At 50.3% G+C, this 17,209-nt stretch carries 13 protein-coding genes; 4 read left to right on the top strand and 9 right to left on the bottom strand.

Annotated features, from left to right (window positions below; translation table 11 throughout):
• Positions 1 to 20 precede the first annotated feature (20 nt).
• Complete coding sequence (locus AC1RVX_RS16630; protein WP_493217713.1) at positions 21 to 1,655, bottom strand: benzoate-CoA ligase family protein; 1,635 nt, start codon at positions 1,653 to 1,655, stop codon at positions 21 to 23.
• Positions 1,656 to 1,859: 204 nt separating this feature from the next.
• Between AC1RVX_RS16630 and AC1RVX_RS16625 the strand changes: the two genes are divergently transcribed.
• The 4 genes from AC1RVX_RS16625 to AC1RVX_RS16610 are packed head-to-tail and all read left to right on the top strand — an operon-like array spanning position 1,860 to position 5,244.
• The gene (locus tag AC1RVX_RS16625) at positions 1,860 to 2,780 is read left to right on the top strand and encodes a branched-chain amino acid ABC transporter permease (protein WP_493217712.1); all 921 of its coding nucleotides are present in this window, start codon (positions 1,860 to 1,862) and stop codon (positions 2,778 to 2,780) included.
• Between the two features lie 21 nt (positions 2,781 to 2,801).
• Positions 2,802 to 3,773: a branched-chain amino acid ABC transporter permease gene (locus tag AC1RVX_RS16620; protein WP_493217711.1), complete on the top strand. Its 972-nt coding sequence runs from the start codon at positions 2,802 to 2,804 to the stop codon at positions 3,771 to 3,773.
• Positions 3,770 to 4,537: an ABC transporter ATP-binding protein gene (locus AC1RVX_RS16615; RefSeq protein WP_493217710.1), complete on the top strand. Its 768-nt coding sequence runs from the start codon at positions 3,770 to 3,772 to the stop codon at positions 4,535 to 4,537. Before AC1RVX_RS16620 ends, AC1RVX_RS16615 begins: the two co-directional genes overlap by 4 nt.
• Positions 4,534 to 5,244: an ABC transporter ATP-binding protein gene (locus AC1RVX_RS16610; RefSeq protein ID WP_493217709.1), complete on the top strand. Its 711-nt coding sequence runs from the start codon at positions 4,534 to 4,536 to the stop codon at positions 5,242 to 5,244. Before AC1RVX_RS16615 ends, AC1RVX_RS16610 begins: the two co-directional genes overlap by 4 nt.
• A 20-nt stretch (positions 5,245 to 5,264) precedes the next feature.
• Here the strand turns inward: AC1RVX_RS16610 and AC1RVX_RS16605 are convergent, their stop codons facing one another.
• The 8 genes from AC1RVX_RS16605 to AC1RVX_RS16570 form a co-directional block, all read right to left on the bottom strand.
• Positions 5,265 to 6,377, bottom strand: a complete 1,113-nt coding sequence (locus tag AC1RVX_RS16605) for a hypothetical protein (protein ID WP_493217708.1) — start codon at positions 6,375 to 6,377, stop codon at positions 5,265 to 5,267.
• A gap of 61 nt (positions 6,378 to 6,438) precedes the next feature.
• Positions 6,439 to 8,823 (bottom strand): hypothetical protein, encoded by a 2,385-nt coding sequence (locus AC1RVX_RS16600; protein WP_493217707.1) that lies wholly within the window; start codon positions 8,821 to 8,823, stop codon positions 6,439 to 6,441.
• A 238-nt stretch (positions 8,824 to 9,061) separates the two neighbouring features.
• Positions 9,062 to 9,388, bottom strand: coding sequence for a cell division protein FtsB (gene ftsB, locus AC1RVX_RS16595; RefSeq protein ID WP_493217706.1), 327 nt, complete (start codon positions 9,386 to 9,388; stop codon positions 9,062 to 9,064).
• An 80-nt stretch (positions 9,389 to 9,468) separates the two neighbouring features.
• Positions 9,469 to 10,752, bottom strand: coding sequence for a phosphopyruvate hydratase (gene eno, locus AC1RVX_RS16590; protein WP_422972949.1), 1,284 nt, complete (start codon positions 10,750 to 10,752; stop codon positions 9,469 to 9,471).
• Positions 10,753 to 11,117: 365 nt separating this feature from the next.
• Positions 11,118 to 12,761, bottom strand: coding sequence for a CTP synthase (pyrG, locus tag AC1RVX_RS16585; protein WP_493217705.1), 1,644 nt, complete (start codon positions 12,759 to 12,761; stop codon positions 11,118 to 11,120).
• Between the two features lie 108 nt (positions 12,762 to 12,869).
• The gene (locus tag AC1RVX_RS16580; RefSeq protein WP_493217704.1) at positions 12,870 to 13,820 is read right to left on the bottom strand and encodes a lipid A-modifier LpxR family protein; all 951 of its coding nucleotides are present in this window, start codon (positions 13,818 to 13,820) and stop codon (positions 12,870 to 12,872) included.
• A gap of 74 nt (positions 13,821 to 13,894) precedes the next feature.
• Complete coding sequence (locus tag AC1RVX_RS16575; protein WP_493217703.1) at positions 13,895 to 14,704, bottom strand: alpha/beta fold hydrolase; 810 nt, start codon at positions 14,702 to 14,704, stop codon at positions 13,895 to 13,897.
• A 12-nt stretch (positions 14,705 to 14,716) separates the two neighbouring features.
• Positions 14,717 to 17,182 carry a DNA internalization-related competence protein ComEC/Rec2 gene (locus AC1RVX_RS16570; RefSeq protein ID WP_493217702.1) on the bottom strand — a complete coding sequence of 822 codons (2,466 nt, stop codon included), beginning with the start codon at positions 17,180 to 17,182 and terminating at the stop codon, positions 14,717 to 14,719.
• Between the last annotated feature and the right edge of the window lie 27 nt (positions 17,183 to 17,209).

The following is a 17,209-nucleotide window of genomic DNA, read 5'->3' as shown; positions in this document are numbered from 1 at the left end:
ATTAAACTGGTAACGAGTCATCAACTGGCAGCATCCGTACGCAATTTATAACGTTGCAGTTTGCCGGTTTCTGTCCTGGGTAGGGTGTCCATAAATTCTATGGCGCGTGGATATTTGTAGGGAGCAATATTGTTTTTAACGAAATCCTGGATTTCCTTACTCAGTTCGGCTGATGCCTGTGTACCCGACTTCAACACGATATAGGCTTTGACTATCTGCCCTCGTTCTTCGTCAGCAAGACCAATAACAGCACATTCTGCAATGGCAGGATGCTTCAGCAAGACTTCCTCGACTTCCGGTCCGGCAATGTTATAGCCTGCAGAAATAATCATGTCATCAGTACGGGCGCGGTACCAGAAGTATCCATCGGCATCCATTTCATAGGCATCCCCTGTCAGGTTCCAGCCTTTATGGACGTATTTCTTTTGCCTGTCGTCAGCCAGGTAACGGCAACCCGTCGGCCCCTTGACTGCCAGGCGACCAACTACACCAGGGCCAGCAATCTCGCCATGTTCATCAAATATGCAAGCCTGGTAGCCAGGTATGGGCTTGCCGGTCGCACCTGCTCTGGTCGCATCACCGGCAGCAGAAATAAAGATATGCAGCATCTCGGTCGCACCTATGCCGTCTATCATGACCAGACCCGTCGCCTGACGCCAGGCTTCGCGCGTTGCAGCGGGCAAGGCTTCACCGGCGGAGACGGTTTTCTTCAAACTGGACAGGTTAAAATTCCTGGCCAGCGGTGCCATCTGGCGATAAAAAGTGGGGGCAGTGAAACAGACTGTGGCTTTGAAATCAGTGATGGCTTTCAACAGTGATTCAGGCGTCAGCTTTTCCAGCAAGATCGCCGTTGCACCAACGCGCAAGGGAAACAGCAGCAAGCCACCCAGGCCAAAAGTAAATGCCAGTGGTGGTGTACCGATAAAGACATCATCTTGTGCAGACTGCAAGGTAGAACGCGGAAAGCAGTCACAGATCGCCAGTACATCCCTGTGAAAATGCATGGTGCCCTTGGGCATGCCGGTCGTACCAGAAGTAAAGCTGATCAGGCAGACATCTTCGGCCAGGGTATCAACGGCTGCAAATTCATGTGATTTGCCAGCCATCAAGGCTTCCAGGCCATCATCCCCCTGATGATTGAAGTAGATGACTTGCGTCAGTATGGGATTGGCCTGTGCCGCCAATTCCATCTCTTCACGCAGATTGTCTGAGCACAGGGCTGCGGCGATTTCAGCCTTATTGGCGATCACGCCCAATTCCTTGGCACGCAACAGCGGCATGGTGGGTACGGCGATGCAACCCGCCTTGATCACGGCCAATACGCTGGCTGCCATCATGGGGTTATTAGCTCCGCGCAACAACACCCGATTACCGGGCTGCAAACACATATCTTCCAACAAGACATGGGCAATACGATTGACGGTAGCCAGCAAATGGGAATAGGTCCAGCTTTCCGTCTGGCTACGGATAGCGACGCTGTCTGCGTGGCCAGTCGCACACATCTTGTCGAGCAGATCGGCGACACAGTTCAGACGTTCAGGATATTGCAACTCAGGCAAAGAAAAAATCAGTTCAGGCCACTGATCTTTTGGTGGCAAATGATCAAAAGCAAAGGTATCCAGATGGGCAAACCCTGGTCGGACAGTTGAATTCATTTCTTCTCCGGCTTTGAATATTGATACAGCAAACCCTGAAAACGCCAAAATACTTTAAACCTAAACTATTTTTTGGTAAAGTGTTTTTTTCGTTAAAAATCAACTTTCCACAAAGAAAATATCCCCAACCAAGGCACTTATAGTATATTTTAGACCTAAAGTAATTTCATCGAATACCTTAGCAACATACCCAAGGATCTCGAAATGAACATCACGCTTTTGCTGGAACATGGTTTAAACGGCCTGCAATTTGGTCTCATGCTTTTTCTGCTGGCGGCGGGTCTGACGCTGATCTTTGGCATTATGGATTTCATCAACCTGGCACACGGTTCCCTGTATATGGCTGGCGCTTATTTCGCCGCCAGTTTTACTGGCATGACAGGTTCTTTCTGGCTGGGCTTACTGGCAGCGGTGGTCGCGACTGCGCTGCTGGGCGTAATACTGGAAGTAGTCATCTTCCGGCACTTATACCAGCGCGATCATTTGTCCCACGTGTTGGCGACCTTTGCGCTGATACTGATCTTCAATGAAGGCGTGCGCATGATCTGGGGTGCGCAACCGCTGATGCTGAATATCCCACCGCAGTTGGCGCAGCCAGTGGAATTACTGTCTGACTTCTTTTATTCATCTTTCCGCCTGTTCATCATTGCTACGGGACTTGCTGTGGCTGGTCTGTTGTATTTTGTCGTCACCAAAACCCGCATAGGCATGCTGGTACGGGCTGGTGCATCGAATCGTGAAATGGCAATCACCATGGGCATCAATATCAAGCTGGTGTTTACCCTGCTGTTTGCCTTTGGCGCAGCACTATGCGCCATCGCGGGTGCCCTGCTTGGCTCCATACTGGCTGTACAGGTGGGCATGGGTGAAAGTATTCTGATACTGGCGTTTGTGGTCATCGTCATCGGTGGCATAGGCTCTATACGCGGTGCGCTGGTGGGCGCATTGCTGGTGGGCCTGGTCGACACCCTGAGCAAGACCTTGTTACCCAGTGCATTGAAACTGCTGATGCCGCTGGAAATGGCCGCCAATCTGGGCCCTGCCCTGGCATCGATACTGATTTACGTATTGATGGCAGCAGTATTGTTTTACAAACCACAGGGTCTGTTCCCTGCACGCGGCTAAATAACAAAAAAAAGAGTAATCATGCAGAGCAGCCTACATCACACTATATGGCGCAAGTCCAGCATAGGCATCTTGTGTCTGCTGATTGCCTTCCCCTTACTGGCAAGCTACTTCGCCCAGGAATTTTATATAGGATTGCTAAGTCGCCTGATGATCTTTGCCCTGGTGGCAAGCAGCCTGAACCTGATACTGGGCTTTGGCGGCATGGTCAGTCTGGGGCATGCCGCCTTCTTTGGCAGTGGCGCTTATGTGGTGGGCATATTGATGCAGCATGGTGTTACGTCTGCCTGGATCAGTTGGCCAGCGGCGATGCTGACGGGATTTTTGCTGGCGCTGGCGATTGGCAGCATATCACTCAGAACCCGGGGCGTGTATTTCATCATGATCACCCTGGCATTCGCGCAGATGCTGTACTTCCTGTTTGTGTCATTGAAAAATTATGGCGGTGACGACGGCCTGACTCTGGCACAACGTTCAGTCACTGGCCTGGATATGGCAAATGACAGCAACTTTTATTATCTGGTGCTGCTTATCTGCACTGCATTTCTTTTTATTCTGTACCGGCTTATCAATTCTCGTTTTGGGCGCGTGATACAAGCCATCAAGGAAAATGAAATCCGTATGGCAGCCATCGGTTACCCGGTGTTTCGCTACAAATTGCTGTGCTTTGCCATTGCCGGCAGCATTGCCAGCCTGGCCGGTGCCTTGCTGGCAAATCAGAACATGCTGGTCAGCCCCAATCTTTTACACTGGACGCAATCCGCCAGCTTGATGGTGATGGTGATACTTGGTGGCGTCGGCTATCTGTCTGGTGGCATACTGGGCGCTGTGGTCATGTTGATGCTGGAAGAAATTCTGTCTGGCTACACCATACACTGGCAACTGTATCTGGGCATCATCCTGCTGCTGGTCGTCATGCTTTTGCCACACGGCCTGGCCAGCTTGCCGCAAAAGTTCATGTCTATCAAAAAACCGCAAGGGGATCAGGCATGAGCGTTTTACAGTTAAAAGGCCTGGTCAAACGCTATGGTGGCCTGATCGCAACTAACAACCTGAGTCTGGACGTATTACCCGGCGAAATCCACGCCATCATAGGCCCAAATGGCGCAGGCAAGACCACGCTGATACACCAGATATCCGGTGCCATTGCACCCAACCAGGGGCAAATCATTTTCAATGGCGTCGATGTTACTGCCACTAGCATGCATGAACGGGTCAAATTTGGGCTGGCACGTTCTTATCAGATCACGAATATTTTCCAGTCCTATACTGTCATCGACAACCTGAGCCTGGCAATACAGGCCCGTTCTGGCAGCAGCATGCGTTTCTGGCGTAAAGCCATAGATGAGCGAGCCCTGTTTGAGCAAGCCAGGCAACTCGCCAGCGACATAGGGCTGGCGGAAGTAGTCAACAGCAAAGCGGGTGAATTGGCGCATGGTGAGCAACGCCAGCTGGAACTGGGGCTAACCCTGGCGACGCAGCCACAACTGCTCTTGCTGGATGAACCCATGGCAGGAACCGGGCATGAAGAATCAGGCAAGATGCTGGAATTGATTGCTGCCCTGCGTGGCAACGCGGCCGTGATTTTGATTGAACATGACATGGATGCCGTATTCAAACTGGCTGACCGCATTTCTGTGTTGGTGGCAGGCTCCATTATCGCAACTGGCACGGCAGAGCAAATACGCCAGAACCCAGAAGTCAAAAAAGCCTATCTGGGTGATGAAATGAGCCCAACACTGAAGGAGCTTGCATGAAGACCATACTGGAAGTCGAGCATATCGCCACCTCTTATGGCCACAGTCAGGTCTTGTTTGGCATAGACCTGCAGATACGTCAAGGTGAAGTCGCCAGCCTGCTGGGCCGCAATGGCGCAGGCAAAACCACAACCTTGCGCTCGATACTAGGCTTGACACCGTCGCATAGCGGTAATATCAGCTTCATGGGCCAGCGCATAGAAAAAATGACGACGGATAAAATTGCCAGGATGGGCATAGCCCTGGTGCCTGAAGGTCGGCAGATTTTCCCCAACCTGACTGTCAAGGAAAACCTGGTCGCTTTCGCCGCCAATCGCAATCAAAGCAAAACGCCATGGAGCCTCAAAGAGATATATCAACTCTTCCCACGCCTGGCGGAACGCGCTGGCAATATGGGGAATCAATTGTCTGGCGGTGAACAGCAGATGCTGGCAATTTCGCGTGCACTGATGACCAACCCACATTTGCTGATACTGGATGAAGCGACGGAAGGTTTATCACCGCTGGTGCGTGAAGAAATCTGGACATGCCTGAGAAAATTGCGCGATCAGGGGCAAACTACACTGGTCATCGATAAATATGTAGAAAAACTCATATCCCTGGCAGATCAGCACAGCATCATGGAACGCGGTAAAATCGTCTGGCATGGCAATAGCGAAAGCCTGATGCAGTCACCAGAGACCTGGCAAAAGTATGTGGGTGTCTGAACCGATTCAAGTACAACAATTTAGAACTTGTAATGAGCTTGCATACTCACACCAAGCACTTTGGCACTACTCAAGTTCAAATTATCTGACTGTAAATGCAGGCCCACGATACTGTTACTCCAGCCTATACCAACAGACTTATAACGCGTGTCGAAACTGGCATCAAAGCGGCCATAGGCTGAATCATTGGCGACACTTAAAGTCGGCAAATTAACACCGTAAAAATGCCGGACTTGCGCTGCAAATTCCCATTGCTGATTTTGGTAAGCAACACGCGCCGTATGTGTTTGCGGCACCGAGACTGAGCGTGTCCTTTGGCGGTTTACACCTTGCAGCAGAGGTTGATAATTCAAATAGCCCCTGCTGTCATATTGCACAACGGCAGAACTGAGACTTTGCTGCAATTCAGGCAAATGTTGCCATTCAAAACGATTGAATACATCTTCAAGCTGGTATTGCACGCGCCATGCTGAATTGACTTGCCAATCCATGGCGAGGCTGGAGCTATAGCCTTTGGCTTCTGGTTCAAATTGCTGGAACAGGTATTGGTAGCGGCTATTAACATCCAGCTCGGTCGCAGAAAAACTGTAATGCTGGTTATCGACATAACTGGCAGCCCCTGTCGCTTGCACCGAACGGTATTGCGGCTTCATATAATACACGGCACTGGCAAAGAAGCGCGGCTGATACTCACCGCCCAGAGTAAACCAGCGCCCTGCCCGCAGACCAAAGCCTGACCAGCTTTCCATCTGCGCCTCAAGACGATAGCTGACGGCCTGTTGCGGCAAACCACTCTGCTTATACGCTTTCACAAATGCCAGGGTAGATGCACTGGCTTTCAACATGCCTTCCTGTCGCGCTTCTAGATTCAAACGCCACTCTTTATAACCCATTCCCAACTCTGCACGATAACGGCGCAGGCTTACATTCTGACCTTCTTTCGGCGAAAAATCGCCACTCCAGTCACCCTCTATTTTGCGGGTAGGCATAAAATCTGACGCTTCCCACAGGTCAATATTGGCAAAGCTATGCCAGCCATCGCCGCTCTGTTGCAGCAGCAATTCATCCTTGGCATATACCTGATGAGTCAGTAAAGCCGCGCCTAGCAGCAAACTTAATCTTGATAAAAACATGGGTCTACTCAAAAAAATAGCCCGCTGACATGCAGCGGGCGTACTCTGAAAAAAATTCAATTTACTTTATGGATTCGAAACTGCCGTCGACATAACTGATACGACCCGCCTTCAAATCCAGCCAACCAACCTTGGCACCATCCTTGAGGATATCGGCCACTTGATTGCTGCCGTACAAGTCAAATGACACGCCAGACGTACTGCTGACGCGCAACACTCTGGTCTTGCCAGGACTATCTGTCAGATTGGCATTGATGACATTGCTGCCATCATCATATTGCGCAAAAATACTGCTGCTATTGAAAGCATCACTACTGCCACTGACATTCAACTTCACCGGTGGTCGATCCGGTGCCTGTATTACGCCAGAAATGGCAACTGCCGTGCGCGCAAAGTTGCTTGCAGATTCAGGTTTGCTATTGTCAAAGCCAGAATACCCAAAACGTTCCACACTTAACTTGCCGTTGAAAAATTCCAGTGCGGTGCTCAAGCCTGTGCCATTGCTGATCATCCCGGCAAAATCGAGTCGATTTGGTGCATAGTTCAAGCCATTTTTGTCGGTTGACGCATTCGACAATTTCAATTCTCCATGCACATTGCTCTTGCCCGCCTCCCCTGTAATCATCAGGGCAAATTCCTTGGCACCAAATTTAGCCAGATTGCCCGTGCTATCCAGACTGACTTTGGCATAGGAGCCCTTTTCAATAGCCAGTCTGGAACTGACCTGGCTGGAAACGTAGGATTTGAGTTCACCGCTAAAATCATAGCGATAAAAACCATCCGCCGTGTCATTACGGTCCACACGCAAATTCCAGCTTTCAAAGTCGGTCAGCAATTTGCCATTCCCATCCGTACGCGGCGGCATCAGGCCATCCACAATCAAGGCTGTTACATTCTTGCCTTGCATGGCATAACTGATTTGGCCGGTAAATGCATTCGTGGAATAGGCATTGATGACCGTTGCATTGGCATCATTGGCAGGTATCCTGATGAAATCCAATTTATCCTGATTCCAGGCAAACACTGTCTTTTGCTGTACCAGTTCAGACTTATAGCTAAATCGACCTGAGTCGCTGGCGGAAGGCTCCAACCACACACGGTCTATGATTTCCACCCATTCAACCTGGTAGTGATAACTGACTTTAAAAGTACCTGGCAGCACAAGACGAGAAAAACGGCATTCCAGACCCAGCGCTTCTGCAGGTGTGCGGGCAACATTCGTCCTGTCACGCATGACACTGCAATCACCCAGATTGCCGACATTCTGATAACCACTCCATAACGGCGTAGCACCATAGAACAATCCGTTAACCGAAGTATCCTTGCTAGTGCCAGCCTTGAACTTGTTAAACTGGTCGATGCCTTCTGTCAAGGTTTTCGACCAGATCAACAAATCCTTGTCCAAAGGCGCACTGGCTTTGTCAAAGTCGGCCTTGACTGCATTCAGGCGCATATCGATGGCACCGTTTTGCTGTCCGTTCGTCAGCGAGTAAATATTATTACGCAGGCTGGAAAAGAACTGTCTGGTTGCCGATACATTGTCTGTTGCCGGGGCAGGCGCTGGTAAACTGCCGCTGATAAAAGTACTGACACCATCCACAGAGGTTTTGCCAGATTTGTTGGCATTGTCGTCAACAGCCACTTTCTCCAGGGCTGAACGCAAAGCCATGCGTACATCTTCATTGAACAGGAAAGTATTCCCATCAAGCTTGCCAGCATTGGTTATCTGGTTAACGACGCAGGCTACACGCTTACCCTGACTATCAGCATTACATGAAAACGCCTTGTCCAGCGCCAACTGAGAAATGGCAGTCAGGCTCAGCGCTTGCAGCTTTTCATCGACATACGTATCCACCGAATTATCACTGGTGGTTTGAATTACAGCCACCCTTTGCGGATCAAAACCCAGCAATGCCTGCACCCCGGCTCTGGCTCGATCAATATTGCCAGCAGTCAGGCCGCCAGCTTTTTCGGCAACCTGAACAATCAATTCAGTCAGCGGCGTAACACTGCCCCAGTATACGAGTTCAGGATTGACACCCTGCCTGACTACGCTACGCAATTTCAACTCTTCTGGGAAAGGCAGGTTGGCCTGAGTGGCTTCGTCATACATCAAGGCCCCGGGAGCCATACCGACTTCAATCAAAAAACTGGAAGTACTGGCAGGCACAGAAATCGTATAACTACCGTCACTGCCTGTAATGGTATCGGCAAAGGCAGCGCCTATTTTTTTGCCGGATCCATCAAGTGAAAAAGCTTGTACACGCGCACCGCTGATTTTGCCTTTTGCAGCCAAGCCACTAAACTGGCGGCCACTGTTGGCAACGACGGCAGAGGTCGCATTGGATGCCGCCGGGGTGGCCGATCCACCACCACCACAGCCATTTATGGACAACGCCAAAGCAAGCAAAGTGGCAGCAATAACAGGCCGATTGATTTTATTCATGGTGTGAATGCCAGAAAAGAGTACGTCACAATACGAAACCGATTAAGCGACAGCTGCATTCATCGCTGCGCAAAGGAACTTGTAACGAACTGTAAAAAAAATAAAAGAATTGCGATTCTATCATTGAGAAAAACGTTTTGTCGCTTAATCAATCAAGAAAGTTTGCAAATAATTTGGTGGATGAGCAGAGAAGGAAATGATTAGAGAAAATTGCTGCAAAATCACTTTAAAAACCTGTCTAAGGCTTTGGTGTTTCCTGAACAGGGTGATCAGGTTTGCTTCCCATAACGGCATTCGGATCCAGAATCTGGACAAAAATTTCACTTTTCTTGATCATGCCAAGCTCAAAGCGGGCACGCTCTTCGACGGCATCGGTTCCGTTTTTCAAATCCAGCACTTCGGATTCCAGCTTGCTGTTACGTTCTTTGAGTTTGTCGTTATTGGCTTTGACTTGGGCCACCTGCCTGTCCAGTTCCCACACGCGCAGCCATCCCCCTTTACCCAGCCACAAGGGGTACTGGATCAGCAGCAAGAGCGCAGCAAAGGAAAGAGCTATTAAACGCACAGAAGCAAACTTACAGGTTCAACACAGGTCATTCACAAGAAAAAAGGGGAACGGTGTTCCCCCTTTTTCACCAAACTAATTTACTTCAGATTGTAGAAGGCATCACGACCAGGGTAGCTGGCGATTTCACCCAGATCTTCTTCAATACGCAGCAATTGATTGTACTTTGCCATACGATCAGAACGGGACAGCGAACCCGTCTTGATTTGCAGGGCATTAGTACCAACGGCGATATCTGCAATCGTGCTGTCTTCAGTTTCACCGGAGCGATGCGAAATAACGGCTGTGTAACCAGCACGCTTGGCCATTTCAATGGCAGCAAAAGTTTCAGTCAGCGTACCGATCTGATTGATCTTGATCAGGATGGAATTGGCGATACCTTTTTGTATGCCTTCTTTCAGGATCTTGGTATTGGTGACGAACAGGTCATCACCAACGATCTGGACTTTCTTGCCCAGTTTTTCAGTCAGGATAGCCCAACCATCCCAATCGCCTTCTGCCATGCCATCTTCGATGGAGATGATAGGATATTTGTCTACCCAGGTCGCCAGCAAGTTAGTGAAGTCGGTAGAAGACAGGGTCAGGCCCTCGCCTTCCAGATGGTATTTGCCATCTTTGTAGAATTCACTGGCGGCGCAATCCAGGCCAAGTGCGATTTGTGTGCCTGGTTCATAACCGGCTGCTTCAATCGCCTGAATAATCAGTTTGATTGCTGACTCATGGTTATCAACGGAAGGAGCAAAACCACCTTCGTCACCGACCGCTGTCGTCAAACCCTTGTCATGCAGGATTTTTTTCAGGGCATGGAACACTTCTGCGCCATAACGAACTGCTTCACGGAAAGTTGGCGCGCCAACCGGGATGATCATGAATTCTTGAATATCCAGGTTGTTATCTGCATGTGCGCCACCATTGATGACATTCATCATTGGCACTGGCAATTGCATGGCACCAGAACCGCCGAAATAACGATACAGTGGCAGACCGGCTTCTTCGGCAGCTGCCTTAGCTACCGCCATGGAAACAGCCAGCATGGCATTTGCGCCCAGGCGGCTCTTGTTTTCTGTACCGTCGAGATCAATCAGGGTGCGGTCAAGGAAAGCCTGTTCATTGGCATCCAGCCCCATGATGGCTTCAGCGATTTCTGTATTGATATGTTCGCAGGCTTTCAATACGCCTTTGCCCAGATAGCGGGACTTGTCGCCATCACGCAACTCTATCGCTTCGCGGGAACCAGTTGATGCACCAGAAGGCACAGCAGCACGACCCATGACACCGGATTCCAGCAAGACATCACATTCAACAGTTGGGTTACCGCGTGAATCCAGGATTTCACGACCGATAATGTCAACGATGGCACTCATTCAATTCTCCTAAACAATCAATATTGCGAACAAAGTAAAAACGAATCTGACTTGTGTCTGCGTCTGCTGACCGGATACGGCCTGCAGGCAAATAAAGCTGCATTTGATTTTTGATACTGGCAAGATGGTGACGCAGATCATGCACCAACAACCCAGTGAACCGTAACAGTCCACCAGTTCGATAAATTCGACAGGACCTTACTTTTTAAACTCCTTGCTCTGGTAAGCAGGGAGACGACTTCCATCACACGACAAATCCAGAACTGGATTCCAGGAATCCATTTTTGACCACGCGATCACATGCATCGACATGGACAACAACTACACAAGCATCCCAGCTATCACATTGGCTGGGTATTAATCTTTTAGTCCTTGTTAGCCAGCGCATTTTTATGCGCAATCGCTGCTTTGGCAAACGAGATAAACAGCGGGTGACCATCACGTGGTGTCGATTTGAATTCTGGGTGGTATTGCACACCCAGGTACCATGGATGCACATCGCGTGGCAATTCCATGATTTCACACAAATCTTCTGTTGGTGTACGGGCAGAAACGATCAGGCCAGCAGCTTCAACGCGACCAAGGTAATGGTTATTCGCTTCATAACGATGACGATGGCGCTCGGTCACGACATTACCGTAGATTTCTGCAGCCAGCGTACCAGGGCGAATGGCACAAGTTTGCGCGCCCAGACGCATGGTGCCACCCAGGTCTGAATTTTCATCCCGCGTTTCTACTTTACCGTCATGGTTTTGCCATTCATTGATCAAAGCCACGACAGGTTGTTCGGTCTCGGCATCAAATTCGGTGGAATTTGCCATAGTCAAACCGGCCTTGTTACGGGCATATTCAATCAGGGCGACTTGCATGCCCAGGCAGATACCCAGATAAGGAATCTTGCTTTCACGTGCATAACGGGCAGCCATGATCTTGCCTTCGACGCCGCGCTTGCCAAAACCACCCGGCACCAGAATGGCATCGTATTTTTCCAGCGACTTGGTACCATGGGCTTCGATTTCTTCAGAATCCACATACTCAATATTCACCCGGCTTTCGGTATGAATACCGGCGTGACGCAAGGCTTCTGTCAGGGATTTATATGATTCTGTCAGGTCTACATATTTGCCGACCATACCGATAGTGACTTCTTCTTTCGGGTTTTCCAGCGCATAGATCAACTTGTCCCACATGGCCAGATCAGCTGGTTTTGGAGACAGACCCAATTTATCGCAGACGATTTTATCCAGGCCCTGGTCATGCAACATCTGAGGAATTTTATAGATGGTGTCTGCATCCCAGACAGAAATCACTGCTTCTTCAGGTACATTGGCGAACAGGGAAATCTTGGCACGTTCGTCATCCGGGATAGGACGATCAGCGCGGCACAACAAAGCATCAGGGAAAATACCAATTTCACGCAGTTTTTGTACGCTGTGCTGGGTAGGCTTGGTTTTCAATTCACCAGCGGCGGCAACATATGGTACCAACGTCAGATGAACGAAGGCAGCAGCGTTGCGACCAGCGCGCAGGCTCAGTTGACGTGCAGCTTCGAGGAAAGGCAAGGATTCGATGTCGCCAACGGTACCGCCAATTTCAACCAGAGCAACATCCGCACCGGCAGCACCACGGTGGATAAATTCCTGGATTTCATTGGTGATGTGCGGAATGACCTGTACTGTTTTACCCAGATATTCACCACGACGCTCTTTGCGGATGACGGATTCATAAATCTGGCCAGTGGTGAAGTTATTCACCTTTTTCATTTTGGCAGTGATGAAGCGCTCATAATGTCCCAGATCCAGATCAGTTTCGGCACCGTCGTCGGTAACGAATACTTCACCGTGCTGGAAAGGACTCATGGTGCCTGGATCGACGTTGATATACGGATCCAGTTTAAGCATAGTGACTTTGAGGCCGCGCGATTCGAGAATCGCAGCGAGAGAGGCAGCGGCAATACCTTTGCCCAATGAGGAGACTACGCCCCCCGTAACGAATACAAACTTAGTCATTGCAGAAGGTGCCAAACGGCACAAGCGGGAAATTCGAATTATACATCACTAAGCCGTGAATGCGCGAATTCCCACCAGCAAATCCAGGAAAATCAGGAAGCCCCGCTTTTACATTGCATAAAAAAATTGCAACCGGGCAAAATTCTCTGCGCCCTGCCCATTACTTAATTCCCTGATTTCATTACTACGACGAATGATGGAAGCCGAAAGCCCATATTGATCATTACGCCACAGATAACCAATTTCTGCTTCGCCCACCATGGTTTTGGGGCTGACAGCATTCGCCTGCTTATTGAAATAGCCGCCCTGTATGCTGGCGTTATACGCAACTGCTTTCACCTCTGTACGTATGAAGGCATAATTGGCTGCCTGTTCAGGCAAGGCATTCAGGCTACCGGCGCGCAATAACAATTCGGCACTGGCATCAGTAAATATATTACCAAAATGCGCTTTGAAACGAGGTGCAACATCAACACCAGCAAAAGGCAGCAAACGCCCTGGCGAAAATTCGCCAGTCAACACCATCCCCCATTCATTCCTGACCTGAGTACTCCAGCCTTGTGGCAAAGGTTGATTAATGAGGCGGTGTAAATGCGTCTGCGACCATTCGCCACCAGCGCAGGGCCCCAGACAGCCAATATCCAACCCCAGTTTCAGGCTTTTGCCGGTCACTTCGCTTTTTTCGCGAAACATGCCTGCATAGAGCCAACCCGCGTAGGGATGGTCTGTTTTTGCAATCTGGCCTGGCAAGAGCTTGATGTCAGATGCGGTATACAAATCCTGGCCCAAACGCCAGCCATAGGTCGTTGATTGCAATGCATCTGCCTTTGTATAGGTCTGGCCTATGCGGTTACCACTGGTGTAAAAACCGTCATCTTTTTTCAACAACAAACTGTCATTGTCGATATCAAGCTGCAAAAAGCTCTTGCCTGCTTGCCTGACCTGATTGAATTCATCCCAGGATGGCATGCCGGTATCGGCCAATACCGGGCGAGCCAGCAATGCAGCCAACAGCAACGAGCATTTGGCAATGCTTACGATATGCGGTGAATAGTTCATGAATAAAAAACCTTAGAAAAACTGCGCAGTGGCGCAAAAAAAACAAGTCAAATCCGAACTGCTCACAAACCGGCTTACTTTAAATGAAAGCCTGTAATCATGGAATGTACGGCAGCAGCCGTCGCTGCCGGCACTTCGAGCGGTATCAAATGTCCACCTTCTATTAATACGTAATTATCGCCCATTAATTTTTTGGTCGCTTCCGGCCCTGCCTGACGGCATTCTATCGACTCCGTTCCACCAACAAATCCTATGGGCATGACAGGGGGGCGGCGCAACAAACGCCCGAGTCCGTGCGGCAAACTACGATAAATGGCGGTTTCAACCTCACGCGTAAAGCGCAGGGTGACGCCTTCGGGATGTGGTTTCAACCCTGCACGCATATAGTCGCGCAAGACTTGAGGCGGCCAGATGGCGAACATTTCCTTGGAGGCGAAATGCTGATAGGCCTCTTCTTCATTTTTCCAGATATGCCGACGTTTTTCGGAAAAACGGGCAGGCGAAAACTTCCGGTCCAGCCCCAATACTTTAAACGACCGCAATAACAGGGCGCGCCAACCTGCCACTACCGGCGAATCCAGCACCACCACGCAACGTACCAGATCAGGCCGGGCGCGTGCCGCCATCAGGCACAAAATCCCCCCCAGTGAATGGCCAACCAAAATCACCGGCTGCTTATACGATTGTTGCAAAGTGTCGATCAACTCCTGCACCAAATGCTTCCAGCCATCCGTGACTGGATAGGCGGGGTTATGTCCCACCATATCGGTCGCATGGACGTCATAATGATTGCGCAAATGATCCAGGAACATGCTATAGGTACCCGAAGGGAAGCTATTGCCGTGGACAAAATGGAGTATCGGTTTTACTGTAAGTTCGTTCATAGCTGCAACTCATTACCGGTCAAACCAGTAACGCGCATTTTCCTGTCTGAATTGTGAAGTCGTCAATGATGCGCCAAATTGTAATGTGATTGCACCTGATTCGTCGCTTCTTAGACGTTTTATTCCAAAATCGGCGTAGCGCGCATACACCTCGGCCTTGGGATGATGATAGCGGTTCAGATAGCCAACCTGAAAAACCGCAAGTGCCGGATGTACAGCCTTTAGAAATGCCGGTGAGGATGAAGTACCACTGCCATGGTGCGGGGCCAGTAATATGTCGGCGGGCAATTTCTGCGGGATCATATTGACCAGTTCGTCTTCCTGTATTGCCTCTATATCTCCCGGCAACAACATGGAATACCTGGCGGTCGATACTTTCAACACGCAACTGCGTGCATTCGGTTTCCACTTTGCGCTATCGTAGCTGGCGGGCACGGGTTGCAGGATTTCAAAGTGCACGCCTTCCCAATCCCAGTGTTGTCCGGCCTGGCAGCGCTGATGTTTGCTGGCTGCTTGAACAATGGGGCTATCCAGCTGCAATGAAGTTCTTACTACATCCACCGGCAATTGCCTGAGTATAGTGAGCGCGCCGCCGGAATGATCACTGTCATTGTGTGACACGATCATGCCGTCCAGCCTATTGATGCCACGCGCATGCAGATACGGCAAAATTACCCTGCTACCGCTGTCCGACTCAGGAGAATACATGGGGCCAGTGTCGTACAGCAAGCGATGTTCAGAAGTCTCCAACAACAGCGCCATGCCCTGCCCTATATCCAGCGCCGTCACTTGCAATTCTCCATCTGCCGGAGTTGATGGTGTCTGAAAAAACAGTGGCAGGCAACACAACAAGCCCAGCCAGCGCATGGGCCATCCCTTGGGAGCTAACAGCCACACCACTCCCAACATCGCCAGGCAAAACATCCAGAATGGCGGTAAAGGTGCGTTCCAGACTGCCAGCGGATAGGCGCTTAAATAAGTCAGCAAGCGGGCAAGCAAATCGACAAAAACATGGGCAAGCTGCAATAACCAGGTAGACAAAGGAGCAGGCATAACACTGCCCAGCAATGCAAGTGGCGTCACAACAAAACTGACCAGCGGTATGGCAACCGCATTCGCCAGCGGACTGATCAGTGAAATCTGCCCAAACAAGAGCATGGTCAGTGGAACCAGGCCTACCGTCACCGCGTATTGCGTCAGGCCCTCTGTACGCAGTACTTCAGGCAATGTTTCAAACAGTGTTTTACGCACAACAGTGGTAGCTTGCTCATCCGGCTTTTTATGCAAATAACCGTCGCTGGCAAACACGATCATGGCTACTGCCGAAAAAGATAACCAGAATCCCGGTGACAATACCGCCCATGGATCAAGAACAACCACACTGCCCAGGGCCAGACAGAGTATTGAAGAAAACTGGCTGATGCGGCCATTCCAGACCGCCAAAGCCACGACGATCAGCATGAACATGGTTCTTTGGGCCGGCACCCCAAACCCGGCCAGCGCGACATATACCAATGCCGTGATGGCACCCGTCAACGCTGCTGCTTTTTGGGCTGGCAGGCGTAATGGTAAAGGCGTAGTCATACTGAGGAAGAAAGAATGTCGCCACAAGTAATAAATCAAGGTTGCAAACAGTCCCGCAACCATGGTGATGTGGAGGCCAGAAATACTGATCAGATGACCGATGCCTGCCCGATTAAACACTGTCCAGTCAGATTGCGGAATTTCGCGCTGATCCCCTACCACCAGCGCAACCAATACCCCAGCGTAAGGATAACCTGGCAGTGCAGCGTGGATGCGATCACGCAAACGAGCGCGTTCCCGCTCGATCAAATTCCCTATGCTCCAGACAAAAGTATCGAGCCGCTGGTTTTTTACAGCCTGCGTTTCTGGTCTGACTGTGCCGGTGGCGCGCAGCCTTTGCTCTAATAGCCATGCCTCGTAATCAAAGCCGTAAGGATTCGCATTGCCGTGCGGGCGCTTCAGCCTCACCCGCAATTGCCAGCGTTCGCCAGGCCGGATGTCTGCCAACCGGTCTGCGACATTACTATCGACGACCTGACTGTCGCTGTCACCGATGTGATCAACGCTGTGGTCAACGCCATGATCAACACCGTGATCTGTACCATGCTCATTGCTGTACCAGGACAAAACCAGCTTGGAAGGCCAGTCTTTATGATCCGTCACCCCTTCGGTAATGACCTGTTCAACAGCAAAATTAAAACGCACCCCTTGCTCAAAGCGAAACGGCAGACTATCTACTGTACCAATCAATACGATGTCTTTGTTTTCCCATTCCACCGGCAGGGATTCACTGAGATAAACCTGGGCAAAACCGCTGGCCCAGACAAAGCCCAGCACGACGGCCAAGCTTGCACGGGCAGGTAAACGCAAGCGTTCGGAAGACGTAAAACGGTACAACAGGATGCAGGCGCAAGTCGATATGACAGCGACTATCAGCAATGATGTCCAATTCAATAAACGCGCCTGCAGCTGCAACAGAGA

This window comes from Undibacterium sp. GW821-FHT11B02 (genome assembly GCF_058808955.1).
Note: the sequence above shows the minus strand (reverse complement) of the source record. Positions and strands in the feature narration are given on the sequence as shown.